The sequence below is a fragment of the Rhodanobacter sp. G1 genome (assembly GCF_055397855.1).
Genome location: NZ_AP039674.1, coordinates 1,762,492 through 1,787,453, shown reverse-complemented (window position 1 = coordinate 1,787,453; position 24,962 = coordinate 1,762,492). Strand labels below are relative to the sequence as shown.

Here is a 24,962-nt window from a genome sequence, read left to right as displayed (position 1 = left end):
TCTCGAAAAAAAGCTTGACGGAAATGCGAACCCTGCCTATTCTTTGCGGCTTCCAGTGGCGGGGCCATAGCTCAGCTGGGAGAGCGCCTGCATGGCATGCAGGAGGTCGGCGGTTCGATCCCGCCTGGCTCCACCAACCTAATCCGTCCCCATCGTCTAGAGGCCTAGGACATCACCCTTTCACGGTGGCGACCGGGGTTCGAATCCCCGTGGGGACGCCAAGGTTGGCTCGCGTAGTACGTTTGCTGGAAACAAATGTGGAGCGGTAGTTCAGTCGGTTAGAATGCTGGCCTGTCACGCCGGAGGTCGCGGGTTCGAGTCCCGTCCGCTCCGCCACGAATCAACAAAAAAGCCGCCTCCGGGCGGCTTTTTTGTTGCGGTGCGCTTTTGCGTTCGCCCGTGAACGCGAAGACCGGATCAAGAAGCCGCCATGCATGTCCGGGCTCGCGTACTCGCGGATTCATTCCTGAGCGCGAAGATCAAAAGGCAGCCAACCATGGCTGCACTTTTCACGGAACGCCGCTACGTCCTGTCGCTTTCGCACTGCTTGAACGGCTCCAACGTGCCAACCGAATGCCCCTGCTCCGCGAGGTACTCCAGCCAGCGCGCAAGGAAGCCGTTCATCTGCAGGCGATGCTGGAACACCGTGTGCGCCGGCGCGAACGGGCCGAGCACCTGCCACAGGTGCCGCCCCGGATGGCAATGCAACGCCTCGGCCACGTGCGCGTCGGTGTACATGCGCAATTGCGCCGATGGCGCGCGCTGCCCGGTATGCGCATCGACGAAGCCGTAGGTGAGTTCGAGTTCCAGCGTGTACGGATGGCATTCCTGCACGTGCAGGTGCACGTCGAGCCCGTCGTCCACGTTGGAGACGTAGCGGCCGGGAGAGAGCTGCTGCGGCGCGAACAGCCGCGTCAGCCGGTGGTAGTTCTCCGCATACAGGCCCATCAGGAACTCGAAGCGTCCCGGCAACAGGCTGCGGCGGTCGTCGAGTACGGCGCTCATGTGGGCGGGTTGCTCCGATGCGGTTTCAGTACATGGTGCGCTCGATGCCGAGCTTCGCGAAGATCTTGCTCGCGATCTCTTCGATCGACACATGGGTGGTGTTGAGGAACGGGATGGCGGACTGGCGCATCAGCCGGTCGGCCTGTTCCAGCTCCCACCTGCATTGCTTGAGCGTGGCGTAGCGGCTGCCCGCGCGGCGCTGCTCGCGGATCTGCGCCAGCCGTTCCGGCTCGATGGTGAGGCCGAACAGGCGGTCGCGGTACGGCCGCAGGCGCGCCGGCAGTTCCAGCTTTTCCAGATCCTCGTCGGTAAGCGGATAATTGGCGGCGCTGACGCCGTAATGCAAGGCCATGTACAGGCAGGTCGGCGTCTTGCCCGAACGCGAAACGCCGACCAGGATCAGGTCGGCCTGCGCGTAGTCCACGTCGATGCCATCGTCGTGCGACAGCGCGTAGTTGGTGGCGTTGATGCGCGCCTCGTACTTGTCGAAGTCCACCAGGCCGTGCGAACGGTTCACCGCACCGGAACGCTTGGTGCCCAGCTCCACCTCCAGCGGGCCGATGAAGGGCGCGAACACGTCCAGCATCAGCGCGCCGCTGGCGGCCACGATGTCGCACAGCGCGCGGTCGGCCATGGTGTTGACCACGATCGGCCGTTCGCCGCTCTTGGCGTAGTGCGTCTTGATGCGCAGCGCGGCCGCCTCGGCCTTGTGCGCGTCGTCGATGAAGGGCAAGCGATGCTTGTCGAAGCTCACGCCCTCGAACTGCGCGAGGATGCTGTTGCCGATCGTCTCCGCCGTGATGCCGGTGGAATCGGAAATGAAGAAAACCGTGCGCTGCATGGGAAGTCCGAAGGTCGCGTCGCCAGCCTGCCGCGCACCATATCGCAAGGCCCGGAAGCTGTCGCCGCTTGACCGCCGCCTGACTGGTATGCAGTTGGCGCGACGCCGGCTGGCATTGGTCTTCTTGTGCCGCGCACCATCGGCAGCGGACAATACCAATCCTTTGCAGCCCGCTCCGGGCCTTCGCTGCGCGTGCATTCCACTCTCTACCGCACTTCCCCCTCTAGGAGATTGCCTTGAACCACCTGGTGCTCTGGCTCGACCAACTGCGCATGACCGACCTCGGCAAGGTCGGCGGCAAGAACGCGTCGCTCGGCGAAATGATCGGCAACCTCGCCAAGCTCGGCGTTTCCGTGCCGGGCGGCTTCGCCACCACGGCCGACGCGTTCCAGCAGTACCTGGAAAAGAGCGGCGTGGCCGAGCGCATCCAGGCGCGCCTCGACGGCCTGAACGTCGACGACGTGGATGCCCTGGTCAAGGCCGGCAAGGAAATCCGCGAGTGGGTCACCGAGACGCCGCTGCCGGCCGAACTCGACCAGGCCATCCGCGACGCCTACGCCAAGCTGTGCAAGGACGCCGGCACCGACAATATCGCGGTGGCCGTACGTTCCTCCGCCACGGCGGAAGACCTGCCCGACGCCAGCTTCGCCGGCCAGCAGGAGACCTTCCTCAACGTGGTCGGCATCGAGGACGTGCTGCACAAGGTGAAGGAGGTCTTCGCCTCGCTGTACAACGACCGCGCCATCGCCTACCGCGTGCACCAGGGCTTCGCACACGAGAACGTGTTCCTCTCTGCCGGCGTGCAGTTGATGGTGCGCTCGGACGTGGGCGCCTCCGGCGTGCTGTTTACGCTGGACACCGAGTCGGGCTTCCGCGACGTGGTGTTCGTCACCGGCAGCTACGGCCTGGGCGAGATGGTCGTGCAGGGCGCGGTGAACCCCGACGAGTTCTACGTGTTCAAGCCCACGCTGAAGGCCGGCAAGCCCGCCGTGCTGCGCCGCAACCTCGGCGCCAAGCAGCTGCGCATGGTCTATTCGAACCAGCCCGACGAGCGCGTGAAGACCGAGGACACTCCGGCCGAACTGCGCAACACGTTCTGCATCAGCGACGCCGACGTGGAATCGCTGGCGAAGCAGGCGCTGATCATCGAGCAGCACTACGGCCGCCCGATGGACATCGAATGGGCAAAGGACGGCAACACCGGCAAGCTCTACATCGTGCAGGCGCGTCCGGAGACGGTGAAGTCGCGCGCGCACGCCACCCAGCTCGAACGCTTCCATCTCGGCGAGAAGGGCAAGGTGCTGGCCGAGGGTCGCGCCATCGGCCAGAAGATCGGCGCCGGCAAGGCGCGCGTGATCCGCTCGCTGGCCGACATGAACAAGGTGCAGCCCGGCGACGTGCTGGTGGCCGACATGACCGACCCCGACTGGGAGCCGGTGATGAAGCGCGCCAGTGCCATCGTCACCAACCGCGGCGGCCGCACCTGCCACGCGGCGATCATCGCGCGCGAACTGGGCGTGCCGGCCGTGGTGGGCACGCACAACGCATTGGACACTATCCCCGACGGCGCCGAGGTCACCGTGTCCTGCGCCGAGGGTGACACTGGCACGATCTACGAAGGCCAGCTGAAGTTCGAACGCGTCACCGCCGACCTCGGCGCGATGCCCGAAGCGCCGCTGAAGATCATGATGAACGTGGCCAACCCCGAGCGCGCCTTCGACTTCGGCATGCTGCCGAACGCCGGCATCGGCCTGGCCCGTCTGGAAATGATCATCGCCAGCCACATCGGCGTGCATCCCAAGGCGCTACTGGAATACGCCAAGCAGGACGCCGAGACGAAGGCGAAGATCGACCAGCGCATCGCCGGCTACGCCGGCCCGGTGGAGTTCTACGTCGACCGCCTCGCCGAAGGCATCGCCACGATCGCCGCCTCGGTGTACCCGAAGCCGGTGATCGTGCGCATGAGCGACTTCAAGTCCAACGAGTACGCCAACCTGCTCGGCGGCTCGCGCTACGAGCCGCACGAAGAGAACCCGATGATCGGCTTCCGCGGCGCCAGCCGCTACGTCGACCCCAGCTTCGCCGAGGCGTTCGGGCTGGAGTGCAAGGCGGTCAAGCGCGTGCGCGAGACGATGGGCCTGGACAACGTGTGGGTGATGATCCCGTTCGTGCGCACGCTTGAGGAAGGCCGCAAGGTGGTCGAGGTTCTGGCAAAGAACCAGCTCAAGCAGGGCGAGCACGGCCTCAAGATCATCATGATGTGCGAGGTGCCCTCCAACGCCCTACTCGCCGAGGAGTTCCTGGAGATCTTCGACGGCTTCTCGATCGGCTCCAACGACCTCACCCAGCTCACCCTGGGCCTGGATCGCGACTCCTCCATCGTCGCCAGCCTGTTCGACGAGCGGAACCCCGCCGTGAAGAAGCTGCTGTCCATGGCGATCAAGACTGCGTGCGCCAAGGGCAAGTACGTGGGCATCTGCGGCCAGGGCCCCAGCGACCACCCCGACCTGGCCGAGTGGCTGATGGATCAGGGCATCGAGTCGGTGTCGCTGAACCCTGATACCGTGGTCGACACTTGGCTGCGGCTGGCCAAGAAGAAGGCCAGCTGAGCCTTGCGGTGGCCGCGGCAAGCCGAGTCCGTCTCGCTTGCCACGGCCGCGGCCAGCACGTAGAATCGCCGGCTCGTGCAGACCATGCGACACTTTTCGGAGAGGTGGCAGAGTGGTCGAATGTACCTGACTCGAAATCAGGCGTACGTGTAAGCGTACCGTGGGTTCGAATCCCACCCTCTCCGCCAATGAAATCAAAGGGTTACGCCGAAAAGCGTGGCCCTTTTTTCTTGCCTGGCGTCCGGCCAATTTTTCGCTGTGTACGACTGGTGTACGAATTTCGCGCGGGCTCGCATACGACGCCCAAGCGCACGGAGCGCCCTTCCGCACCTTGGGTACGCCCCTGTGGCCGCAAGGCCCGCACAGAGCGCCGTGGACGTCCTGCGCGAGGCGGTGCAAGCGTAGTGTGCTGCGGTGCTACTGGCACCATCAGCGCCTGCGATCTAACCTGAGAGCGCAACAGCACTTCAGGGACAGGGACAACATGAAGATTCTTGTGGGCATCGCGCTTGTCGGCGCGCTCGCCGGGTGCAGCACGTACCAGGCACACAGCAACCTGCCGACGCCTTACGCGCCGACGAATGCCAGCCAAGTTCAAATCCTCTACTCGCCGCCGCAGCGCGCGTATACCTCTATCGGCATTGTTTCCGCCAACCGCTACAAGCCAGGCTGGACTGACCCCACGGTTAGCGATGCCATCCCGCAGCTACAGGCAGCAGGCGCGGAGATTGGTGCTGACGCGGTGATCGTGCGCAGCGACCGCAGTAACAACGACAGGCACGTGGTTGTTGAGGGCGAGGCGATCAAGTTCACCTCCCAGGCTAATCAACAGCGGTAAACAGCTACGCACTCCATTCAAGAGCAGCCACACAGGTGATCTATGACGTGGTTAAAAGATCTATGGCGAGCGATCAAAAGATCACCGCGTAAAGCAGCGCTAAGTGTATTCACAACCTATAGCTTGATTTTCACTGCGACAAAAACAGTCACTTTTCTACTCCCAACAGTCAAGATCGAAGGCCCACTGCCCATGACAATTATCGTCATTTTGGGCGTAGTGCTTGGACTGGAAAGAATTTCAAAACCATCACGCGTTGCGCTACCCATTCCAAACTCGAACACATGTTTAGAAATATTATTCGGCGACCTATTTGAACAAGAAGGTGTCCGGGTTGTCGCAGTCAATGACTACTTCGACAGTGAGATTGGCAGACCAGTCTCGGATAAAAGCCTTCACGGAATTTTCTTGAAACGCTGCTTTGGAGGGCATCCCGAGTCCTTCGATGCGCTTGTCGACAAAGAGCTTAAGGGAGTTGCATTCATCACAACGCAAAAGGTGGCGGGCAAGACCAACGCCTATCCAATTGGCACAACAGCAATCATTGGCGTGAATCAAGATGTGTATCTTCTTTTTGCCCTTACGCACTCAGACCCACAAACGTGCAAGGCATCGTCGGACGTAACGTTTCTGTGGTCAGCGCTAGGCGCAGCCTGGGATCGAGCACGTATTGAAGCTGGAGGCCACCCAGTTAACTTGCCGCTAGTCGGAAGTGGCCTCTCCGGAATCGGGCTGCCTACCCGCGATCTACTCAATCTCCTCATACTGTCAGCGATTACCAAAACGAAAGAGAAAGAAGTTACAGGCAAGATTCGCATCGTCCTCCACCGTGATCGGTTTGACGATGTAGATCTTCGAGATGTAAAGAAATACTGGAGTGAAAAATAATGGCGTACCGGAATGGCACATACATCGCTTTTCATGCCAACGGAACCAATATTCCAGGCGGCAACTCCGATATCGACTACTACAACCTAATGAAGGCGTGGTCGGAGAACAAGGACATTGACTTCACCATGGTCAACAGCCACGAAAAGGTATCGGCTGTCCGGGACTCCAGTTCACGGGAAACGCTGCGGAGGTCGTTGTTAGAGCGACTTCGTAACTCTAAGAACATGGTGCTGATTCTTGGTAAGACGACCCGCCTTGATACTGACTGGGTTCCTTTTGAGATTGCCAAAGCGGTTGACGAATACGGGATACCCATCATCGCGGCTTATACAGAAGTGTATGTTCCCATTCGTGTCCCAAGTGCTTTCAGCTCCTACTGGCCGCAGGCCCTAGCTTCTCGCATCAACAACGGAACCGCTAGCGTCATACACATCCCCTTCAACATGAAGGCACTCTTGGATGCCACCAGTCAGTTTAGTCACGACAAGCTTCCGCGAGGCGGCGGCCTCGGGTTTTACGACGACGCCGCTTATCGGTCTTTTGGCTTCCAGGGATAACAAGACGGACTAACTCAAACAGTCTTCTGACTGTTGCGCGGCATCACGAACCATCACGCTTCCACCTAGGCCCATGTTGGCCAGGACAACACCCTTGCAGTACGCCCCGCGCCGTGCGGTGGCCCTACTGTAAGGAGCTTCATCATGTCCCTTGACCAATCCGCTGGCGGTGCCGAATTCGTCCGCCTTGCTCGTCTCATCGGCCGCGCGCGTGGCAGCCTCGCATACGCGCGTCACATGGCGGAAGCCTCGCCGGGCGATGAACGCGTAGCCCGCGTCCTTCGCTCCGCGGTGACTGCCGGTACGATGGCCGATGCCGCTTGGGCGGGCGACCTTGCCGGGTACAGCCCCATCGCCGATGGCTTCCTTCAATCCCTGCGCAGCCTGTCGGTATTCGACCGCATGTTTTCCGACGGTGCCATTCGGCGTATCCCGCTACGCACGCGCTTGGCCGTGGCTACCTCCGCCATCGTGGGCAGTGAGGTGAGCGATGGGGCCAACATCCCCGTCAACAGCATGGCCTTCGCCGCGTGGGGTCTTGATGCGCGCAACGTGCAGGCCCTTGTCGCCGTGACCAACGAAGTGCTCGACGGCACGACCAGTGCTGGCGCTGCGCTGCTGGCAACCGAATTGCGCGGTGGTGTCGCAGCAGCGACGGATGCCGCGTTCCTGGCTGGCCTGGTTACGTCGAACACCACCACCATTCCCGGCAGCGCGTCACCGCTGGACGACTTGGGCGAGTTGCTTGATGTGGTCAACACCAAGGGCGCGGGCAAGCCGTACCTGGTCGTTTCGCCGCGCACGGCTAATCGGCTGGCCACAAAATCGACGACAACCGGCGAGCAGGCGTTTCCTGGCATGACCCCTTCCGGGGGCGAGGTCTGCGGTGTGCCCGTGCTGGTGTCCGACCAGGCTCCTGCGCCCACCAGTTCCGGCCACGGTGCCATCCTGATTGACGGCTCGGCCATTGTGGGTGACAGCGACACCGTGGCGGTGGACGCCAGCGAGAACGCTGCGCTGCAACTGGCCAGCGACCCAGCCAACGGCGCGCAGCAGCTTGTGTCGATGTTCGCCACGAACAGCACCGCGTTGTTGGCGACTCGCCGTTTCGGTTTCGAGCTTATCCGCGACAGCGGCGTTGCCGTGCTGTCCGGCGCGGCCTGGTGAGGTGCGTTATGAGCCGAGAAAAGACCGAAGCACCTACGTCCTTTGAGGACATTATTGCCGGCGTACCCAAGGAGATGTATGCGCGACCGCTGACCGTCGGCAACTTCTTCAAGTTCATGTCGCTACTGGTGACGGCGAACAAAGAGTTGCAGCGACGCGTTGCCCAGCTTGAGCGGCAGGCCAATGCCAAGGGAGGCGGCCATGGATGAGCTATCAGCAACACGCCGGCACGCCGAGCGCCAGCGTCCTGAGACGCCCGCCACTCGCGACCAGTTCGTAGACTTGGTGAAGCGGGTGTCAGTGGAGTTCGCCGCCTTGCGCAGCGAGGTGTCATTACTGCGCCATCGTGTCGAACAACTGGAACGAGAGAAAGGAGGTAGGTCATGAGCCTGCTAAACCTCACCCAAGCACAGCAGCAGTACCCGCATGCCTGGCAATGCGTCGAAGACGAGATGGAGCGCGAGGTATGTGGTTACGACGCCACCCTCACGCCCATCACGGCCGAGGTGATTGTCGTTGATGGTGAGCAGGTGCTTGAGGTTGTTGCGGTGAGCGACATTCGCGTTGTTGAAGGCGGTGAAGACTCGTTCGCTCGCATGACCTTCCACGCCAAACTCACTCAATCCTGACCCAAGCCCACCGGGGGGAGTGAACAAGATTTGTTCGTTCGCTCCCTAACTACGCGCGCTGACTTTTTTTCAGAGATCGGAGGATAGCGGTAGCACGATGTATCTAACGTAGGCGGCAATACCGAGCGAACCTGCCACGTGTACCGAGTGAATGTCGGTGCACGTGGTACCCGGTCACGCGCCAGGTCTTACTCACTTTCCTCAAGCATCAGAGCCAGATCGCGCAGGCGGTAGGAGATGCGCCCTCGAACGCGGACGAATGGAAGTGGCTGCCCGGCAGACCTCCAGTTGCGCAGGGTGAATGATGTTCGGCCGAGCAGTTCCGCTGCCGTGGACTCATTCACGCGGTCGTCCGGGCTAACCCATCTGCCGTTCTGCCTGCACCACGCGCGCCAGGTTGTGACCTGTGCCTCGATGGCTTCGGCGCGCGAAGTCGGCATGGGTTGGCCACAATGTGGGCAAAGGTTGTGCTCGGTCATGGCCGCCACCAGGCGCACTCGTGAGGACGTTTCGGCCGCCATGCGCCGTGACCACTGGTGCAGCCGCCAGGCTCGCTCTCTCCCCGTGGGTGCCACAGGTAGAACTTGCATCCTTGGCAGGTGACCAAGGGCCGCTCGACAATTTCCACGCCGCGTGCTGTCGCGTCATAACACCACGGGCACCAGGTCAGGCACCAGTCGCGTACGACGAACCATGTGGGTATCCACACAGGGCCGCATGTCGTGCAAAAGGCTGAACGAGTCCAGCCGCGAGGACGCAGCCCTAGGCGCATGCGCGTCGTTTCCTGCTTCCACGGGTGGCGACCAGGAGGACGCCTGCTCATGTCCGCTGCGCCTTCTGCGCTGCTCGCCACGCTGCCGGGTCGCGCAACCAGGTCTCCACCTCTTCAGCGTCCCAGCGCAGCGAGCGCGGGCCGTACTGGCGCGGTGCCGGGCAGTTGCCCAGGCGCGAATGCCTGCGGATGGTGGACGCGCTGACGCCAGCGCGCTGGGCTACCTGTTGGATGGTGAAGGGTGTCCTGTGCATCGCTGCGCCGCCTGTGTGAACCGGCGGTCAGTGTTGCCCACAGGTGCCACCTCAATTGCGCGGGCAATGGGCTGGCCACAAGTGCGGCATCCATTCCCCATTCCCGCATTATTCCCGGCACCATTCCCTCTCGCAGCCCTAGTGCAGTAAGGCTTTAAGAGGGTTTAAGGAATGGGGGAATGTAGTTTTGGTGGTTACAGGCAGAGGGGTGCAGGGGTACGCATTGGCCATATTCCCATTACCTATTCCCTGATCGGCCCTCAGCCCTTGGGGCACCTACGTTTGGGCTGGGAATGTCGCATCCGTTGGCAGCCATTCCCCATTCCCGCCTGATTGCCCTGGGAGCGGTCAGCGCTCTGTGCGCCTCCTGGCGGGCCGCAGGCTCCCTTCCGCTGCCTAGCCAGTGACCCCGGCAGCCGTGCGGCTGGTGGAGGCTGCCGGACGTCCTGCTGAGACGGTTGCCCGGCCTACTGTGGGCAAGTGCGTGGTTAATCTCCGCCAGCGAGGCCTTGGCCGGATGCCATCAAGGTTGGACTCACCCAGTCAATCAACTGGCCGGAAGTTCGCGCCAATGACGTACACGTCACCCATGCGCGGGCCAAACTTTAGATGCACGATGTTCTTGTCCATCTTGAATAGCCAGCCGGAATCACACAAGGCTTCCAGCGTTGATTTGAATGCGCCATCAAATCCCTTGCGGTTGTAGTTGAAGGCAGAGCACTGCGCCGCGCGCTTGCGAAGATATGACACACTCAATGCTTCCCGAGCCATCGCCAGCTTTTCCGGCACCGCGTAGGAGCCGTGCAGGCGCGCCTTCGGAGAGAGGCGAAGATAGTCGCTGGCAATGCGCTTTAGCTCAGCCTCTTGTCGTGCCTCACCTGTGCCCACCTCTCCGGCCTCAAACCGACCAAGTACATCGCGCGTGGATCGCTTGGTGAACTCAATGGCCCATAGCGCCACGGTCTCCGTAATCACGGGGCTGTGGTGGTCAATACCCACCGCCAGCAGCGCCGCTACCTTCAGCGCCTTTAGGTGTGCGCGGTTCCATAGCTCTTTGTTGACAACGGACGCACCATCATCGCGCATCCTGGTATCGCATTCCTTGTCAAAACCGTCGAGCACTGCTTGCCCAGCGGGGTTCGCAAGCACCGGCATATTGCGGTTGTCGTTGCGCATGGCAAGCGCGCTTTGCGCCAGGCTGGTCAGGTGTTCTACGACAGCCCTGTCAGGCGGCGTGCCGTTGCGTGCGTTGCGATCAGGGCGCTTGCCTTTGTATTCAATAATCGTCATGCGCGGCAACAGGCCGGATGCGATGTCCCTTGGCGATAGCGCGTCGTATAGGGTTTCAGGCGTGGTATCGCCCACGAAGGACAGCGCAGGCGCGAATACTATTTTGGTGTCCTTTTCACTATCGCTGTACGCGGTACTGCGCAGCACATCGTCCCAGCCACTTTTTGAGTACAGGTCAAGCAGCGCGCGCTTGAGCAGTTGCGTGCTACTTGGTGCGCGTGGGTCGTTGAGCATTTGTAGCGTAAGACCGAATTCACCAAGCATGCAAAATATGGACGGCTGCTTGTCCAGTGTGCGGATGAGGCCCTGGCCACTGGCGAACGCGCCAGGGCCGATGAAGTCATCCACCGCCGGCACCTGGCGACGCAGCGCCGCCAGCAAGCGCTCAATGCCTTTCACGCCGTCTTCTTTGCCTGTGCCCGTGCCGGCCACTACGAGCAGGTATTGGTTCAAGCCCGTACCGCTCACGTTGTACGCGCGGCCGGCAATACCAGCCACCAGGCCCAGCGCCGCACCCAAGGCAATCTCGCGCACCGGACGCACGGCGCTGCTGTAGATGTATTGCGCAACCTCGCCCACCAAGCCAGGCGGCACTAGATCGCCCACATCACTTGTGGGCATCGACGGTGGTTTGGGTGCCTGTACTGGGGGCAACGGCGTGTCGTCCATATCGGACGGCCAAAAACTCACGTTTCGCGGTTGAGACGCAGCGGCAGCGTCGCTACCCTGTGGGCAAGTGATGTTGTTGTTGTTTGAGCCCTCGGTTGCCGCCGGGGGCTTTTCTTTTGGCTTGCTCATGCGCGCGCCGCGTTTTCATGTTCGCCCAGGGACGCGAGCCAGCGTTGAATGTCGGACGCGCGGTAATACATGCGGCCGCCCACCTTGACCGGCTGCGGGCCGTAGCTGTTCCAGCGCCAGCGCTTCAGCGTGTGGGGATGTACGTGCAGGGCCTTGGCGGCTGCAGTGACCGAGAGGTAATCGGTCAGAAGGTCTGTGTGTTGCATGGGTGCACCTGTCGTTGGTGTAAGGCGCACCCATTTAGTAACAAGCTACCCGCGCGGATTGCGCGGGTAATTACCAGTCGGCCGGATAGTCCACGCCCGCGTCGGGCTTGTCTTTGAACGGCAGCCCAGGAAAGGAGTCCCAAGCGTAGGCTCGCGCGGCTTCTTCCGAAGCGCCTTTGAACTTATAGCGGACGTATGCGACGAGTGTTCCTTCAACGTCGCCAACGGTTTCTGCCCACTCATCCGATGGCCGCCTCGGCTTTTTATTTGCCTTCCCGTGCGCGTCAAAAATAGTCGTAAGGGCCAAGCGGAGATCATTTGTGGTCAGCATGACTCCGTGCGCGTGACGCAATTCGAGTAACTTGGCAGGGGATTTAGGGCGCGTACTCCGGGTGCCTACCCCAAAGGCATCCAGGTGGTGCCATTCACGGCCATCACGTTTATTGGGCACCGTTGTCGAAATCAGTCGTTCGCGGTCTGCCGCCAACTCGAACTCCCGAACCTTGTCCTCAACGTCCCTGGCCTCCAGCCTGCCAAACTTTGTCCGCCAGAAGTGCAACTCCGCGGCCGCACTGTCATCGCCGGCCGTAGCAGCGGCGTAGAGCGCGCGTTCCTTGTCGGACTGCTGCAACGTCCATCCCATCGGATCGAACCAACTAAGGTTGACGTTCATGCGCGCATCCTCCTTTGCATCGGCACCACTGTGGCCACAGCGTCAGTGAGCAAACCCTCAAGACGACGCGCCCACTTTTCCAGTGCTTCGCGCTTCTCGTCGAGAAAGTCGTACTGGTTGTAGTGCTGGCCGCCGACGCTGCTATCCACATGGTTCAGCACGCGGTCGCGGTATTCCTTCGGCACACGAGAGGCCGCCATGCCGGTTTCAACGGTGCGGCGCAGGTCGTGCGGGGTGAAAGGCGCTATGTCCACGCCGAACGCCGCCAGGCGCTGACACACCTCCTTGAGCGGGCGACTCAGGTTTCGGTCGGTGATGTGGTCGCGGCGCGTGGCGGGAAACACGTATTCGCTGCTCGCCGCTTCCTTGCGCCTGCGTAGCAATTCCACGGCGGCGGGTACCAGCGGGACAAGGTGTGCCCGCTTGTTCTTGCTGCGCGCAGCAGGCAGCACCCACGTGGCTGCTTCCAAATCCACTTCGCTCCACGGCATGTCGGTGACCTCACTGGCGCGCGCGCCGGTCAGCAACAGCAGCCGCAGGGCATCGGCTTCCGCTTCAATGAAACGGCGCTTGCGCAAGGCCCCGTTAGCAGGCTCGCGCGTCCACACGCTGCCGGGCTCCGTGACGCGCCAGAGCAGCCGCAGATCGCGTGCCGTGGTCAGCGCTCGCGTGCGAGGTGCAGGCTTGCCACACGGCAACTGCATGCGCAGGCAGGGGTGGTTGTCGATGATTCCCTGGTCGAGGGCGAAGGAGAACAGTTTGCGCACCAACGCCAGGCGAGCGCCGGCCTCCGCTGGCCGCATCCCTTCCCCTGTGGCCACAGGAGCCAGCAGCGCGCTAACGTCCGCCCGCGTTATGGACTTCACTTTGCGCTTGCCCCATGCCGGCACCACGATGGCATTCAGCCGGCGCTCGTCCTCCTGCCAGGTGCGCTTGCGCGGCTTGGCCCATTCGGCGATGTAGCGGCTGGCCAGCGTCTCGATGGCAATTTCGCGGGCCGCCTGCTGCCGGGCAGCTTCGCGCTCCGCACGGGCGTCCTGCTTCTGCTCCATCGGATCGGTGCCCGCCTGCACCAACAGGCGCAGGCGGGCCACCTCTTGCCGCGCCCAGTCCAGCGAGCCGCCAGCCTTGCGGGTGGCAGGCGTGCCCAGGCGGTTGGACACAGGGGGCGACCATGGCCCCAGGGACAGACGGCGCTCCCGTCCGTCGAGGGAGTAGCAGAACAGAAAAGAGCGCGCGCCCGTCCGGGTGATGCGCACAGTTAGGCCGCGTGCCACCTCGTCGTGGTACAGCGCGTGGTGCGCGGCCGGCAAAGGCAGCGTTTTGATGAAGGGTTCGGTGAGCCTGATCTTGGCCATGTGGACGCCCCGCTGTGTACGGTCTGTGTACGATTTTTTGTGCCCCGGCAATGCTACCCCGGTGCACCACGACCGTACCGTCCATGCGCGCAATTATACAACGTGATCAACGGGTTACGAGTGAAATCCGGCGTCGAAAGCCTTGCCATTCAAGGGCTTGCCGTCGCCCCGATGGCGCACTCGAAATCAGGCGTACGTGCAAGCGTACCGTGGGTTCGAATCCCACCCTCTCCGCCAAGACACAAAGGCCCTGTTTTTCAGGGCCTTTTCTTTTGCCTGCTTGGTCAACCGGTTGGTCAATCCAACCATGCGACTGGCACACCATCTCCTTCGGCATCCGTCGGGCACGTTCCACTTTCGGCTCGTGGTACCGCGCGACCTCCACTCCGCCTTCGGCCGCAAGATCATCAAGCAGAGTTTGCGCACGCAGAACCTGCGGATCGCCCAGATGTGGGCGTATCTCCTGAGTGCGCGGTATGCTCAAACCTTCGCCGGGTTGCGGGGGAAGTCCATGGGACGGGACGAGGGGTTCGAGGCGTATTTGGCCAGCTTGAAGCGGCTGGAAGTGGAAACCCCGCAGGGCTACCGGTTCAAGACGGATGGCAGCGACCGCGATCAGGGGCACTTGATCGAAGTGTTGCGCACGTTGAACGGCAGCGCGGCCCCCTCCCCTTCCTCTCACTGCGATCCCGGCCAGTTGCCGCAGCGCGTGCGCCTCATCCCTGCAGAAACAGCCATGCAAGAATGGTTGGATGCCATCAAGGGGGAAACCCTCCCCAAGACGCACAAGATCAAGGCGACGGCAGTGCGCAGCTTCGTCGAGCATTTCGACAAGACCCGGCCGATCTGCCAGGCGTTGAGAGAGCATGTCAGCGCGTGGGTCATGGCCCTTCGAGCCACGGGCTTGGAAACCCCGACCTTGGCCAACAAGGCCGGTTACGTGTCGAGTTTCTTAGCCTGGTGTGAAGCCCAAGGGTATTACCGGGCCTTCCAGCGCGACCGTGACAATCCCGCCTATGGCGTGGTGCCCTACAGCAAGAAGGACAAGCGTCGGCGGGCGAAAGAAGAAGGCTATGTGGCCTACACCCTGCCCGAGATCCAGCAACTATTCGCCCCGGACGCGCTGGAACAGCTCCCCAAGGAAGCCCGCTGGGGAATCATCTTGGGTCTCTACACGGGTGCCCGCGTCGGCGAAATCGGGCAACTGGCCCTGAAAGACATCAAGCAGCGGGATGGCGTGCTCTGCCTTCATATCACCGACAAGGGCGCGGGTCAGCGACTGAAAACCTATGCCAGCGAACGCCTAATCCCGCTTCACCCTGATCTCATGGCCTTGGGCTTCCTCGATCGCTGGCGGCAGCTGCGCCGAGATGGCGAAACCCAGTTCTTCCCAGCAGTGAAGATCGGCGGGGTCAACGGCATGGGGAACTGGCTGACCAAGGCCTATGCCCGTTACCGGGAGCGCATTGGTCTTGCCCCACCTGCCAAAGGTCGTCACGGGTTCCACAGCTTCCGGGAAACCGTGGTGCATGCCCTTCAAGACTTGGGTGTGCCGGCTGAGCTGCGGGCCGCCTATGTGGGGCACGGGCTGGATGATGAACACTTCGTCTCATACAGCAAGGATGAGCGGCCATCGGTTGTCTTAAACGCTATCAAAAGGTTGACATGGAAGCTTGATATCGAAGCGACCAAAGAGCTACTCATGTAAGGCTACGACACACCCTAGCTGATTCCGCACTTCACTCATCGGAATTTTCCGTGTCCGGGTTCCAGCCCGGCTCCTTCTCTTTATAGATAGAGTGAAACATTGCCGCTATGTGTTTCAAGCAAATAACGGCGCCTAGCAATAATCCGAGAACTACGAATACATAGTCCTCATGATTTGTTCCGATAGGGATTCCTAAGAAAAGTCTCACAACCACAATAACTATGCCACTTAAAAACCAAACTTCAATGAACATCCGACCAATCGCACCAGTCGCAGGCGATTTTCGGTGTCGATGCAACATCAGAAAAATGTAGATGACGGCAGCCAGTATGCCGAACGCAAGGCTCCACTCGATGGATGAAAAATCATGAACGGTCTGACCTGCGGGTGATGTGAGCATGGCCTTTGTTATCCCCTCTTCGATTCCTTCTTAGCAAAAGACCAAGAAGCAACCCAACGATAGCAAAGCCGACCGTGCCACCGACAGTGGTCGGTCTACCTAGCCACGTGGCAAGGGCCACGCATGCTCCAATGATGAGCACGTCTTCCTCGGCATTCCTTTGAAGCCACTGCATCAATTGATGGAGGCGGATCGACCATGAGGCAGAGGAACTCGAAGTAATCTTCATGATGTGGGCCAGCGGGATATTTACCTAAACCTCCCAAAATTTGCAGCACTGTCAAGATGGTTACGACCAAATTTCACTCGGAACTCAGGCAAAGCCAGAGCGCGTCTTAGTGTTCTACGAACACGACGCTCAGAGCCAAGGCCAACGCTAAGCGTCGAGCCAGAGCACCAAGCAAAGGCAGGCAGCGCCCCTTCCGGGCATCGCCATCCAACCCGATTCAAACATGTCAAGTGAACTTGACATGGACGCCGATTCTGCTTGGATGCTGGCGTGGGGGCGGGCATGCATCAGGCCGGCAGCCGCACACGTTTCATGGTCAGGATGACCGACGCCACCCCGGCCACGGGTGGTTCATCACGGAGGATGAATGTCACAGCATGCCCGCCCCCACCTTGAAACCCACAGCCGCGGTTCCGGCCATTCCGCCATCGCTGGCGTGGCTTACCGGCTCGGCCTGCGGCTCTACGACCGCCGGACGGGCCAGTGGCACGACTACCGCCGGCGGAAGATCGGCGAAGAGATCGTCCGGGCGCTCACGGTGGCGCCGGAGGGTGCCCCGGCCTGGGCCACCGATCCCGAAGAGCTGTGGAACCGGGTGGAAGCCGCCGAAAAGCGAAAGGACGCCCAGGTGGCCAGGGATTACAGGATCCCGATGCCCTTTGGTCTGACGGATCAACAGGCCGGTGACTTGGCCGAAGAGATGGCGCGATTCATCTGCCAGGAGCTTCATACGGCCGTCTCCCTGGGCTTGCACCGGGATGCCGACGTGGACGCCTTGGGCGAGGCGAAGCCTGCCGAGAAAGTCGGCTTCCACGCCCATCTCTACTTCCCGACCCGGCGGCTAGAAGACATCCAGGGCGAGGATGGCACTTCGGACTGGGGGCTGGGCGCCAAGCTGGTGCTGCTCTCGAACAAGAACACATCCGGCGCATTCGTCGAGCAGCTCAACGAACGCTGGGCCGAACTGGCGAACCGCTACACCGCCGCCAACCAGCTCCCGGCTGACTACGACCACCGCAGCTACGCCCGGCAAGATTTGCCCATCACCCCGCAGCCCACGTTGGGGGCGGCCGTGACGGCCATGGAACGCCGGGGTTTCTTCACCCGCCGCGGCGATGCCTTGCGCGGGGACATCCTGGTGCCGGCCAAGGTCTACGAAGCGGCGCATGCGATCGTGCTGGAAGAACAGCGGCGACAGGCCCAGACCGACGTGCGGCATGAAGCCGTGCAGCCGGTCAGGGCCGAGCCGCTATCGGAACCGTGTCCGGCACCCGATCAACCCGATGTAACCCCGAAACCAGAGGCCACCCCGTCGGCCGCTGTGGCGGCCGATCCACCCCGTCTGCTGCTGGAAGGGGTACCCGGTTCACTCTTGGCGAGGTTCCGGGAAAAGGTGCCCGCCCCAGAGGAGCCCGAGGCGCGGCGGCTGTTTGCTCAGGTGCTGCGGCTGGTGCGGGTGATCGAGAAGGTGCTGGGTGTCCTCGCTCGCCTCGCGATTCAACTCGGCGACCATCAGGCTGAGCGCGACCGCCGCGAAGCGGCCGCCTTCACGCATGAGGATCAGCATCGCGAACGGCGGGCCGCCCGCCAATCCGCCCGGCGGCGGTTGGCCCAATGGGAGGCCGCTCATCCGTGGCGGTTGCGAACGGCCACTGTCATGGGTGAACCCGCCGAGTGGCGGCACTTGTACCGCGAGGTGAAACGCTGGGACGAACAGGCCCACGACGCCCAAACCGCGGCACGGCGTGTGCGGTCGCAGATCGCCACGTTCGACCAAGAGGGTCACCAACTACGCGGCGACCAGCGCGAACAGCTGGGGCGGCTCGGTGGCGCACTGGACAGTGTCCGCGAGGCTAAGGTGGACTGGGTTCTGGCCCTGCGCAGCGCGGCCACCGACGACGAGCGGTCGTGGATCAAGGCTGCACGTCCGGTGTTGGCTCGGGAAGACTGGAAGACCGCTGAGCCGGCGTTACGCCGGACGGCGTTGGAGCATCGGCCTAGGTTGGGAAGGACAGCATGAAGCACTTGCGCGACCGGTGGGCGCTCTCAATGCTTCGGTTGAGATACGCGGCTTCATATGACCGGATAAAGTTGTTGACGAACAGCAACGACAGGGGAACGCAATGGACTTTGAACCGTTTGGCAGCAAGGCACTTCAAGACCTCGATGAAAAGGATCTTGAAGTCCTGCGAGAGATCGCCGAGGGATGGTATGTCGAATACAAACGGGAGCTATCCAAGGCGGACGGCATAGCAAAATCTGTGGCTGCCTTTGCGAACACCTATGGGGGATGGGTGTTCTACGGGGTCGAGGAAAAATCCCGAGATGAACAGGTTGCTGGAAGCTTTCCTGGTCTGCCTGACGATGAGGTGGACGCGGCCCTGTCTCGCATCCGGCAGGCTGTCGCCCAAAGCATCAATCCTTCCGCGCACTACGATGTTCATGTCATCCGCGCCGGCGGTTCCGGCTCACTTCAATCCGGGCGGGCGGTTGTCGTTCTCCGGGTGCAGAAGAGCTTCAACACACCACATGTTCACCGCTCAGGCATGATCTACCGTCGAGTGGGCGATGGCTCCGAACCAGTGCCAGAAACGGATCGGGGTCGGCTCGGACAGCTGTTTAAGCGTCGAAAACGACTTGAAAAGCATTATTCAGCGATATTGAGCGACAGGATATCACTTCCCGCCAACCAAAAGAAATCACCTTTCATTAGGCTTCTTGTTGTTAGTGACTTATGGAAGGAAAGGGATCTTTGGTTCTCAGGAGCAATAGATCGGATAAGGGAAATCATGGGGGATCCAGCCGGCGAGATTGCGACATGGCCATTCGATACAGTTCACAATTCGCCTTTGGGTTTTGTGGCAAGGCAACTCACTAATAACCATCCTGGAGTTATTAGCTCAACTTGGGAGTTGTTTAGGGATCTGACGAGTGACATCGTCGTTCCTCTTAGGTATGTAAATATATCTGAAATTAGCGATGGTCATGATTTTCTTGATGGCTATGAACAGAAAGATAGGTTTATAAGCGCCCTCCGGGCTGACGGGCACACGGAATTCAAGGTTATAGATATAAATAGCTTGTTTGCCACTTTGATGGGCCTTTCAAACATCCAGACGAAGCTTATGGCTGAGCTTGAAAGCAGCGGAACTTTTTGGTTCAAGGCTCAGATCCATAATGCAAACGGATTTGTCCCATTCCTTGATTGTCAAGGTGTAGTAGATCATGTCGAAAAGCATCATATTCCCGTAATTTTGAGAAAAATAATCACTCTTTACCCCGGGAAAGGCATGGCTTCGTTTGCGGAAACATGGAAGCTTCCCGACAACAATGACGAAAATGAAACCCAGTTAAGTCAAACTGTTTTCAGTGCGCTTGGCATGTTTACGCATATTGTTCGTGCGCTTGGACTGCCCGAATGGATGGAGGTTGATGCCTCAGGAGATGAGGGTAGTTATTACTCTCAGATCATCGGCGCAAGTCGGCGTTTTCAAAATGCACAAAGCCAACGTAGTCCAGCGCTCAAATAGACTAGGCTCCAATCTCAGGCGAGTAGAAAAATTGTCGAATGCTCCATGGGGATATCCATGAACACGTTTGATCAGGCTTATCGTCATGCCAAAGATACGATGGTCTGGGCGATGCGGCATGTCCAAAATCAGCAGCTTCAATCCACGATAAGAAATCGCCTCGCAGCCGCCGCATACGGATTGGCGTTGGAGCACCAACGCGGGATGACGGTGCTGGTTGAGGCCAAGGCATACGGATCCGCCTTGGCTTTACTTCGACCGGCGGTTGAAGGGTTCGCGTTGGGCTACTGGTTGCTCTACCAGGCGGACGAGGCCCAGCTCACAGCGTTCGCAGAAGGGAAATCAACGCAGACACTGGATCCGCTGTTGCGGCGTATCGCTGACGAGCACGCCTCAGGCCCAAGAAAAGACCAGATGCAGCAACTGGTGAAGCGCTTGAACCCATTCACGCATGGGGGCATCGAGCATCTTGTGATGCGACAAGGCCCCGACGTCGTGGGCCCCCGATACGACGTCGAAGACATGGCGAACGCCTTGGGTATCGGCGCTTGGGTGGCCAAGATGGCGGCCGTGGACATCGTTGGTGGCGTTGCGGGCAATGCCGAACTCGCCAATGACATGCTCAACGAGGTGGACGATGAGCTGCCGTTCCCGCCGGCTCTGGGCATGGTACCGACGCCTTGAATTTCGCCCGCCGCCCCTTTCGGCTCACCGCCGGCTTCCCTTCTTCTCCCAACCGTTCCGCATGGGCCGCCTGCGCGGCGGCCTGAGCCAAGTAGGCCGCGAACCGCTCGGCCACGTAAGGAACAAGATCCAGCGGTGGATACTTCACGCCATCCAAAGCTCGCTTGCACTCCAACAGCGACCCGCGGGCGACATAGGTTCGCGCGTCCACGCCTTGGCCGTCACTGTGGCCGTTGATCGTCTGGATGACGCTTTTGGGGACGTGCGCACGGTCGCACCGGGTGGTCAGGGTATGCCGGAAGCAGTGCAGTGACTTCTTCGGACTGTTGATGCCGCAGGCCTGGCGCAGGTGGTGCTTGTTGAACCAGCGGGAGACGGTTCGACCCGGGCCACCTTCGGGCCAGCCCAGCCCCGGAAACAGGAGTTCCGAACCCGAGGCCCGGACATCGGCCACATAGCGTTCAAACCCCAGTTCCAGCAGGCGCGCAGGAACCGGAATCCGGCGCAGCGAGTAGCCGGTCTTGACGCTTTGACCTTCGCGGAATGGCGTGATGTCGAAGTAAAGGATGGCGTGCTCCACCCCATCCTCGTCCAGCTCGGTATCGGACTGGATGTCGGCCACGTAGAGCTGCGAGATCTCGTTCACGCGCATGCCGGTGAACAGGGAAATCAGGGGCACCCAATACTTGTGCGGCTCCGTGTAGTGGCCCACATGCTGGGACGCAAAGATCGCTTGCAGATCCTGCGCGGAGAAGATGTCCCGCTTCTTCGGCACCTTGTCGCGATAGCGGCCGTTGTCCACGTAGTGGAATGGGTTTTCCGAAATCGTCTCTGTTTCCACGCACCAGTTGAAGAACGCATTCAGGGCCATGAGGTGCTTGCCCTGTGTGCCTCGCTGGATCAGTCGCAATTTTTTCTTCTTCGCGAGGGCCGCCACCGTCCGTGCCGGTAGGCCTTGGAGTTCAGGGTAATGCGGCAGGTAGCGTGGCCAGGACGCCAGGACATCCGCCATCGCATTGGCATCCTCGGCGGTGACATCGCCCACCGGCTTGTCCCCCAGCACATCCAGCAGCAGGTTCAGGATGTAGCGGCGATCCCGTGTGGCCGGGGTGGCTTTCTTGGGCCCCCGTGCCAGGTTGGCCAGGTTCAGGGCCACCATTTCGCTCAGGCGCTTGCCGGCGGCGATCGGTGCCGGTTCGACCGTGGTGGGCGGCTGGACTCCGGATGGGGAAGCCGCCGGCTGGACTGTCGCCGGGGACGGCGCGGAAACGGTCGCCACGGCGGCTGCCTCTGGAATGGGGACAGTATTCGGGCCATGGCCGATCGGCGAGAACACAGGCGGGGGCGGTGCGGGTGCCAGCGCAGAAACCCAGGCCCCCTCCTGTCGAGGGATGGCGTCCGCAAGGAGGACGGGCGGTGGTACGGGAAACCGGATGGCGGTGTCAGCCCGATCCAGCATGAACCCCCGATCCACGGTGCCCGGCCGACCCGAACGCGGTTGCATGCGATCCAGAAGGCCCAGCCGCTCGACCAGCTCCATGACCAGCACATGCCCATCGGCGCAGGTCGGGGAGACGCGGAACCCGTCACGGGTGGCCACGAGGTCGTAGAGGTGGGTTTCTGAGCTGATGAGGGGCATGACGAGAACGGGCAGCAAGCGGAGGCGACGTTCTAGTCAAGATTTCCAGTCTGTCAACTCATTGATTTCGCAAGAAAAAATATACGTCTCGGAATCGACGTGCTGATGCGGTTCTTGGCAAAAAAGCCAGGAACAGCGTCGATTCGAGGGGGTGTCGGGCGCGCGCTCGCCCCAGCTCCGGGCCCGGCGGTTGACAAGGCGTCCGTTTTTGAGAAGTTGGGCGCCATCTGTCCGGAGTCTTCATGCCCCTGCTTCGATCCGCTCGTTTTTCGTCGTTTCGAACCGCATCGCATGGGTCAGGCAAATAGGTAGGGTCTAAATGACATATGACCTATTTTCAAATAAAGCACCGCCAGCGTTGAGATTTTTCCAACCCCATTTTTCCGGATACTCACTCGCACGCGCACCGTCGAGGCAGCCAAGCCTATAACTAACGGCGTGCCGCCTTGACCAAGTCAGTGACGCCTTGCAGGGAGACCTTTCCAGTTGTCCCAACCACGGCTGAAAGCACCGCGGAAAAGCCAGAGACGATCAGGAAAGAGCCGGCTCCGCCCTTTCCTTCCATCCTTAGCAGAAACGCCCCGATCAGGGCAAGCAAACTCAGAAGAAACATCGCCCAGAAACAGGCGGTAATGCGGAATTTTGCGTTCACGGCTGCCCCAACGTGACAGATTTCCGGCATCCGTGCCGCCCGTCCTTCCCCATCTTTGGGGAGGGTTAGCGCTATTGCTGGTGCAGAACGCTATCTCGATCGATGTGGGTGGTCAAGGCGATTTTGATCATCGCTTTGAGCACCTAGAGACTCCGGGGCGTGCCTTGGCCAGCGACGAGCCTGTCTTGGTTTGTGGCCCGCGTTTCCTGTCAAAGAAAAAGCCACCTCCAACGGAGGCGGCCCCAGGTTCTCGGTGCATCGGCGAGTGCGCCGGACTTCCCGTACCACCCAAGCCGGTATCAGGATTTCAGCAGCGCCGTCAGGCGGGCGTGCCATTCCTTGGCCAACTCGTGCTGAAAGTGGCCGCCCATTTTTATCCGGTGCGTGGGGTGATCCAGGTTGTTCGTGGTGATGATCAGGAAATTGTCGTTGTGCGCGATCATGCCGTATTGATTTGAACGATCCGTCCACTCGTGCTTCCAACTGCGGATGCCACCGGGATCCAAGATCCACTCTTTGCCTTTCGTGTCCCGAAACCACACTTGGCCGGCGGCATTGATGGCGACGTTTTTGGCACGGTGCGTGGCATGAAAGGGCTGGCCGTTGACCTGCAACGTGATCGGCCCGGATCCAGCGGTCTGGGGCTGTGTTTTGAACGCCGGGAAGAGCCGAGGCAGCAGGAACCACACGGCCACCATGCAGCCAGGCACCAGCAGGCCAGGGGGCAGAAAGCGAAGCCTGACGACGAAAAACAGGAGCCAGCCGGCCATGAACCCGGCCACGATGGCTAGGGCGATGCGAGCCATCTGGATCAGCAGGAGCTTCATGCGGGGCCTCCTACTGGTTCGATTGGTTCGATTCAGCGCGGATGTAGCGGCCCGACGGGTCGAAGTAGAGGAACGTGTCCTTGCCTGAAACGTTCGCCGACGTCGGAGCAAACGGCACGAAATCACCCACGGAAGTTTTCGAGACCACGAATTGATAGTGGAGGCGCGTGGAGCCGTCACTTTCGGTCTCGCGTTCCTGCGGCTGCCCCAAGGCCGCGATGGCTTGATCCATCGTCGTTTGATGCGGGATGAAGCCCTGAACCGTGCTCTGATTGAAATCTTTGCCGATGGTCGTGGCGCAACCGGCCAGCAGCCCCATCGTCATCACGCTCAGTGTCAGCACAACCTTCCTTGCGGTTTTCATCTGCAGATTCCTCTGTGGGTGAGTGTGGTCGGGAGGTTACCCGTTTAATGGGTTATATGCTGACTTTACAGTAAACGTTGAACGGGTAATAACGTCTGGGCCGCCCACCGGGGACGGCCATGAAACGCGCATCCATCCACACACCCGAGCACACCGAGTTGGTCTTGTTGCTCAAAGACCTGCGGCTCAAAACCGGCTTGTCCCAAGCGGAGGTGGCCGACGCCCTGGAACGGCCCCAGACCTACGTGTCGGCGATCGAAGTGGGCCAGCGCGGGGTGGATCTGATCCAGGTACGGGAGCTATGCCGGCTCTATGGCGTGGATTTCATCGCGTTCGCCAAGCTCTTCGAGGAACGCTTGAAGAGCCGGGAGAGCGAGCGGCGACCGCCGCGGCGGCGACGCAGAAGTTAGATCCCGTGCTTGCCCTTCGGGCGGGCCGACACCGAGCACCGGGCGTGACCGGCGCTCGACATCGGCCAGCCGATACGAGATGACCAAGTCGCCTTTCCCCACATCATCGAAGCAATGGCGATGCCCATGGCAATCCTGATGGGGGGCTGATACCGTTCGCGCCCTTGGTCAACTTCGAGGGTCAACCCGACCGGAAGCGCCAAGCATGGCCGGGCTTGGCTTGGAAGCATGGGGAAGTCTCTCCCACCCTCTCCGCCAAGACACAAAGGCCCTGTTTTTCAGGGCCTTTTCTTTTGCCTGCTTGGTCAACCGGTTGGTCAATCCAACCATGCGACTGGCACACCATCTCCTTCGGCATCCGTCGGGCACCTGGCACTTTCGACTGGTTTTACCACGGGATCTTCAAGCGGCCATCGGCCGCAAGATCGTCAAGAAAAGCCGGCTGTGTATCGTTCCGCTCAAAGAGGGGGCGTGATGGACACCCAAGAGCAGCGGCGTTCGACACGTTAAGCACGCATCGAAAACACGCCGCGCCTGAGGTGGGCCTAACGGGTCGACCACCGGCACCGTGCCAATGTCGCGCGAACGCCGAGACGCGCTCGGAAGAAAGTGGCATCACCGCAAATTATTG

General features: G+C 61.0%; 26 protein-coding genes and 4 tRNA genes. 17 read left to right on the top strand and 13 right to left on the bottom strand.

What is annotated here, in order from left to right; all coding sequences use genetic code 11:
• The first annotated feature begins 60 nt into the window (after positions 1-60).
• The 3 genes from ACZ5Z2_RS08130 (at position 61) to ACZ5Z2_RS08120 (ending at position 336) form a co-directional block, all read left to right on the top strand.
• Positions 61-136, top strand: a tRNA-Ala gene (locus ACZ5Z2_RS08130).
• A gap of 9 nt (positions 137-145) precedes the next feature.
• Positions 146-221 (top strand) — tRNA-Glu (locus tag ACZ5Z2_RS08125).
• A gap of 38 nt (positions 222-259) precedes the next feature.
• Positions 260-336, top strand: a tRNA-Asp gene (locus ACZ5Z2_RS08120).
• Between the two features lie 186 nt (positions 337-522).
• On the opposite strand, the gene ACZ5Z2_RS08115 is transcribed toward ACZ5Z2_RS08120, so the two are convergent.
• Together ACZ5Z2_RS08115 and ppsR are read right to left on the bottom strand one after the other, a co-directional pair.
• Positions 523-1,005: a DUF1249 domain-containing protein gene (locus tag ACZ5Z2_RS08115; protein ID WP_464761441.1), complete on the bottom strand. Its 483-nt coding sequence runs from the start codon at positions 1,003-1,005 to the stop codon at positions 523-525.
• 25 nt (positions 1,006-1,030) lie between these two features.
• The gene (ppsR, locus tag ACZ5Z2_RS08110) at positions 1,031-1,846 is read right to left on the bottom strand and encodes a posphoenolpyruvate synthetase regulatory kinase/phosphorylase PpsR (protein WP_464761439.1); all 816 of its coding nucleotides are present in this window, start codon (positions 1,844-1,846) and stop codon (positions 1,031-1,033) included.
• Between the two features lie 236 nt (positions 1,847-2,082).
• Between ppsR and ppsA the strand changes: the two genes are divergently transcribed.
• The 8 genes from ppsA (at position 2,083) to ACZ5Z2_RS08070 (ending at position 8,537) form a co-directional block, all read left to right on the top strand.
• Positions 2,083-4,455, top strand: coding sequence for a phosphoenolpyruvate synthase (ppsA, locus tag ACZ5Z2_RS08105; RefSeq protein WP_464761437.1), 2,373 nt, complete (start codon positions 2,083-2,085; stop codon positions 4,453-4,455).
• Positions 4,456-4,553: 98 nt separating this feature from the next.
• Positions 4,554-4,643, top strand: a tRNA-Ser gene (locus ACZ5Z2_RS08100).
• Positions 4,644-4,939: 296 nt separating this feature from the next.
• Positions 4,940-5,293, top strand: coding sequence for a hypothetical protein (locus ACZ5Z2_RS08095; RefSeq protein WP_464761436.1), 354 nt, complete (start codon positions 4,940-4,942; stop codon positions 5,291-5,293).
• 192 nt (positions 5,294-5,485) lie between these two features.
• A complete protein-coding gene (locus ACZ5Z2_RS08090) occupies positions 5,486-6,181 on the top strand; it encodes a macro domain-containing protein (protein WP_464761435.1) in 696 nt (231 codons plus the stop codon).
• On the top strand, positions 6,181-6,741 hold the full coding sequence (locus tag ACZ5Z2_RS08085; protein WP_464761434.1) for a TIR domain-containing protein: 561 nt from the start codon (positions 6,181-6,183) through the stop codon (positions 6,739-6,741). The genes ACZ5Z2_RS08090 and ACZ5Z2_RS08085 overlap by 1 nt, the downstream gene beginning before the upstream one ends.
• Positions 6,742-6,885: 144 nt before the next feature.
• The gene (locus ACZ5Z2_RS08080) at positions 6,886-7,908 is read left to right on the top strand and encodes a phage major capsid protein (RefSeq protein ID WP_464761433.1); all 1,023 of its coding nucleotides are present in this window, start codon (positions 6,886-6,888) and stop codon (positions 7,906-7,908) included.
• Between the two features lie 8 nt (positions 7,909-7,916).
• Positions 7,917-8,117: a hypothetical protein gene (locus tag ACZ5Z2_RS08075; protein WP_464761432.1), complete on the top strand. Its 201-nt coding sequence runs from the start codon at positions 7,917-7,919 to the stop codon at positions 8,115-8,117.
• Between the two features lie 174 nt (positions 8,118-8,291).
• Positions 8,292-8,537 (top strand): hypothetical protein, encoded by a 246-nt coding sequence (locus ACZ5Z2_RS08070; RefSeq protein WP_464761431.1) that lies wholly within the window; start codon positions 8,292-8,294, stop codon positions 8,535-8,537.
• Between the two features lie 188 nt (positions 8,538-8,725).
• Here ACZ5Z2_RS08070 and ACZ5Z2_RS08065 read toward each other — a convergent pair whose 3' ends face one another.
• The 6 genes from ACZ5Z2_RS08065 to ACZ5Z2_RS08040 all read right to left on the bottom strand — a co-directional run bounded on the left by ACZ5Z2_RS08065 (position 8,726) and on the right by ACZ5Z2_RS08040 (position 13,888).
• Entirely contained in the window at positions 8,726-9,016 is a 291-nt protein-coding gene (locus ACZ5Z2_RS08065; protein ID WP_464761430.1) for a hypothetical protein, read from the bottom strand.
• A gap of 340 nt (positions 9,017-9,356) precedes the next feature.
• Positions 9,357-9,563, bottom strand: a complete 207-nt coding sequence (locus tag ACZ5Z2_RS08060) for a helix-turn-helix transcriptional regulator (RefSeq protein ID WP_464761429.1) — start codon at positions 9,561-9,563, stop codon at positions 9,357-9,359.
• Between the two features lie 543 nt (positions 9,564-10,106).
• A complete protein-coding gene (locus ACZ5Z2_RS08055) occupies positions 10,107-11,651 on the bottom strand; it encodes a hypothetical protein (RefSeq protein WP_464761428.1) in 1,545 nt (514 codons plus the stop codon).
• Positions 11,648-11,857 carry a helix-turn-helix domain-containing protein gene (locus ACZ5Z2_RS08050; RefSeq protein WP_464761427.1) on the bottom strand — a complete coding sequence of 70 codons (210 nt, stop codon included), beginning with the start codon at positions 11,855-11,857 and terminating at the stop codon, positions 11,648-11,650. Before ACZ5Z2_RS08050 ends, ACZ5Z2_RS08055 begins: the two co-directional genes overlap by 4 nt.
• 70 nt (positions 11,858-11,927) lie before the next feature.
• A complete protein-coding gene (locus ACZ5Z2_RS08045; RefSeq protein ID WP_464761426.1) occupies positions 11,928-12,530 on the bottom strand; it encodes a hypothetical protein in 603 nt (200 codons plus the stop codon).
• Positions 12,527-13,888, bottom strand: coding sequence for a tyrosine-type recombinase/integrase (locus ACZ5Z2_RS08040; RefSeq protein ID WP_464761425.1), 1,362 nt, complete (start codon positions 13,886-13,888; stop codon positions 12,527-12,529). The genes ACZ5Z2_RS08045 and ACZ5Z2_RS08040 overlap by 4 nt, the downstream gene beginning before the upstream one ends.
• Before the next feature lie 307 nt (positions 13,889-14,195).
• Here ACZ5Z2_RS08040 and ACZ5Z2_RS08035 point away from each other — a divergent pair, with 307 nt between their 5' ends.
• Positions 14,196-15,596, top strand: coding sequence for a DUF6538 domain-containing protein (locus ACZ5Z2_RS08035; RefSeq protein WP_464761424.1), 1,401 nt, complete (start codon positions 14,196-14,198; stop codon positions 15,594-15,596).
• A gap of 31 nt (positions 15,597-15,627) precedes the next feature.
• Here ACZ5Z2_RS08035 and ACZ5Z2_RS08030 read toward each other — a convergent pair whose 3' ends face one another.
• Entirely contained in the window at positions 15,628-15,996 is a 369-nt protein-coding gene (locus tag ACZ5Z2_RS08030; RefSeq protein WP_464761423.1) for a hypothetical protein, read from the bottom strand.
• Between the two features lie 596 nt (positions 15,997-16,592).
• Between ACZ5Z2_RS08030 and ACZ5Z2_RS08025 the strand changes: the two genes are divergently transcribed.
• The 3 genes from ACZ5Z2_RS08025 (at position 16,593) to ACZ5Z2_RS08015 (ending at position 20,439) form a co-directional block, all read left to right on the top strand.
• On the top strand, positions 16,593-18,245 hold the full coding sequence (locus ACZ5Z2_RS08025; protein WP_464761422.1) for a MobA/MobL family protein: 1,653 nt from the start codon (positions 16,593-16,595) through the stop codon (positions 18,243-18,245).
• Between the two features lie 103 nt (positions 18,246-18,348).
• Positions 18,349-19,755, top strand: coding sequence for an AlbA family DNA-binding domain-containing protein (locus tag ACZ5Z2_RS08020; RefSeq protein WP_464761421.1), 1,407 nt, complete (start codon positions 18,349-18,351; stop codon positions 19,753-19,755).
• Positions 19,756-19,812: 57 nt separating this feature from the next.
• Positions 19,813-20,439, top strand: coding sequence for a DUF6988 family protein (locus tag ACZ5Z2_RS08015; RefSeq protein WP_464761420.1), 627 nt, complete (start codon positions 19,813-19,815; stop codon positions 20,437-20,439).
• On the opposite strand, the gene ACZ5Z2_RS08010 is transcribed toward ACZ5Z2_RS08015, so the two are convergent.
• The 4 genes from ACZ5Z2_RS08010 to ACZ5Z2_RS07995 form a co-directional block, all read right to left on the bottom strand.
• Positions 20,378-22,078: a site-specific integrase gene (locus ACZ5Z2_RS08010; protein ID WP_464761419.1), complete on the bottom strand. Its 1,701-nt coding sequence runs from the start codon at positions 22,076-22,078 to the stop codon at positions 20,378-20,380. The genes ACZ5Z2_RS08015 and ACZ5Z2_RS08010 overlap by 62 nt on opposite strands.
• Before the next feature lie 430 nt (positions 22,079-22,508).
• Positions 22,509-22,730 (bottom strand): hypothetical protein, encoded by a 222-nt coding sequence (locus ACZ5Z2_RS08005; RefSeq protein WP_464761418.1) that lies wholly within the window; start codon positions 22,728-22,730, stop codon positions 22,509-22,511.
• Between the two features lie 299 nt (positions 22,731-23,029).
• Entirely contained in the window at positions 23,030-23,557 is a 528-nt protein-coding gene (locus tag ACZ5Z2_RS08000; protein ID WP_464761417.1) for a hypothetical protein, read from the bottom strand.
• A gap of 10 nt (positions 23,558-23,567) precedes the next feature.
• Positions 23,568-23,921 carry a hypothetical protein gene (locus ACZ5Z2_RS07995; protein ID WP_464761416.1) on the bottom strand — a complete coding sequence of 118 codons (354 nt, stop codon included), beginning with the start codon at positions 23,919-23,921 and terminating at the stop codon, positions 23,568-23,570.
• Positions 23,922-24,040: 119 nt separating this feature from the next.
• Here ACZ5Z2_RS07995 and ACZ5Z2_RS07990 point away from each other — a divergent pair, with 119 nt between their 5' ends.
• Both ACZ5Z2_RS07990 and ACZ5Z2_RS07985 read left to right on the top strand, forming a co-directional pair.
• Positions 24,041-24,331 (top strand): helix-turn-helix domain-containing protein, encoded by a 291-nt coding sequence (locus ACZ5Z2_RS07990; RefSeq protein WP_464761415.1) that lies wholly within the window; start codon positions 24,041-24,043, stop codon positions 24,329-24,331.
• A 205-nt stretch (positions 24,332-24,536) separates the two neighbouring features.
• Entirely contained in the window at positions 24,537-24,806 is a 270-nt protein-coding gene (locus tag ACZ5Z2_RS07985) for a DUF6538 domain-containing protein (protein WP_464761414.1), read from the top strand.
• Positions 24,807-24,962: the final 156 nt, after the last annotated feature.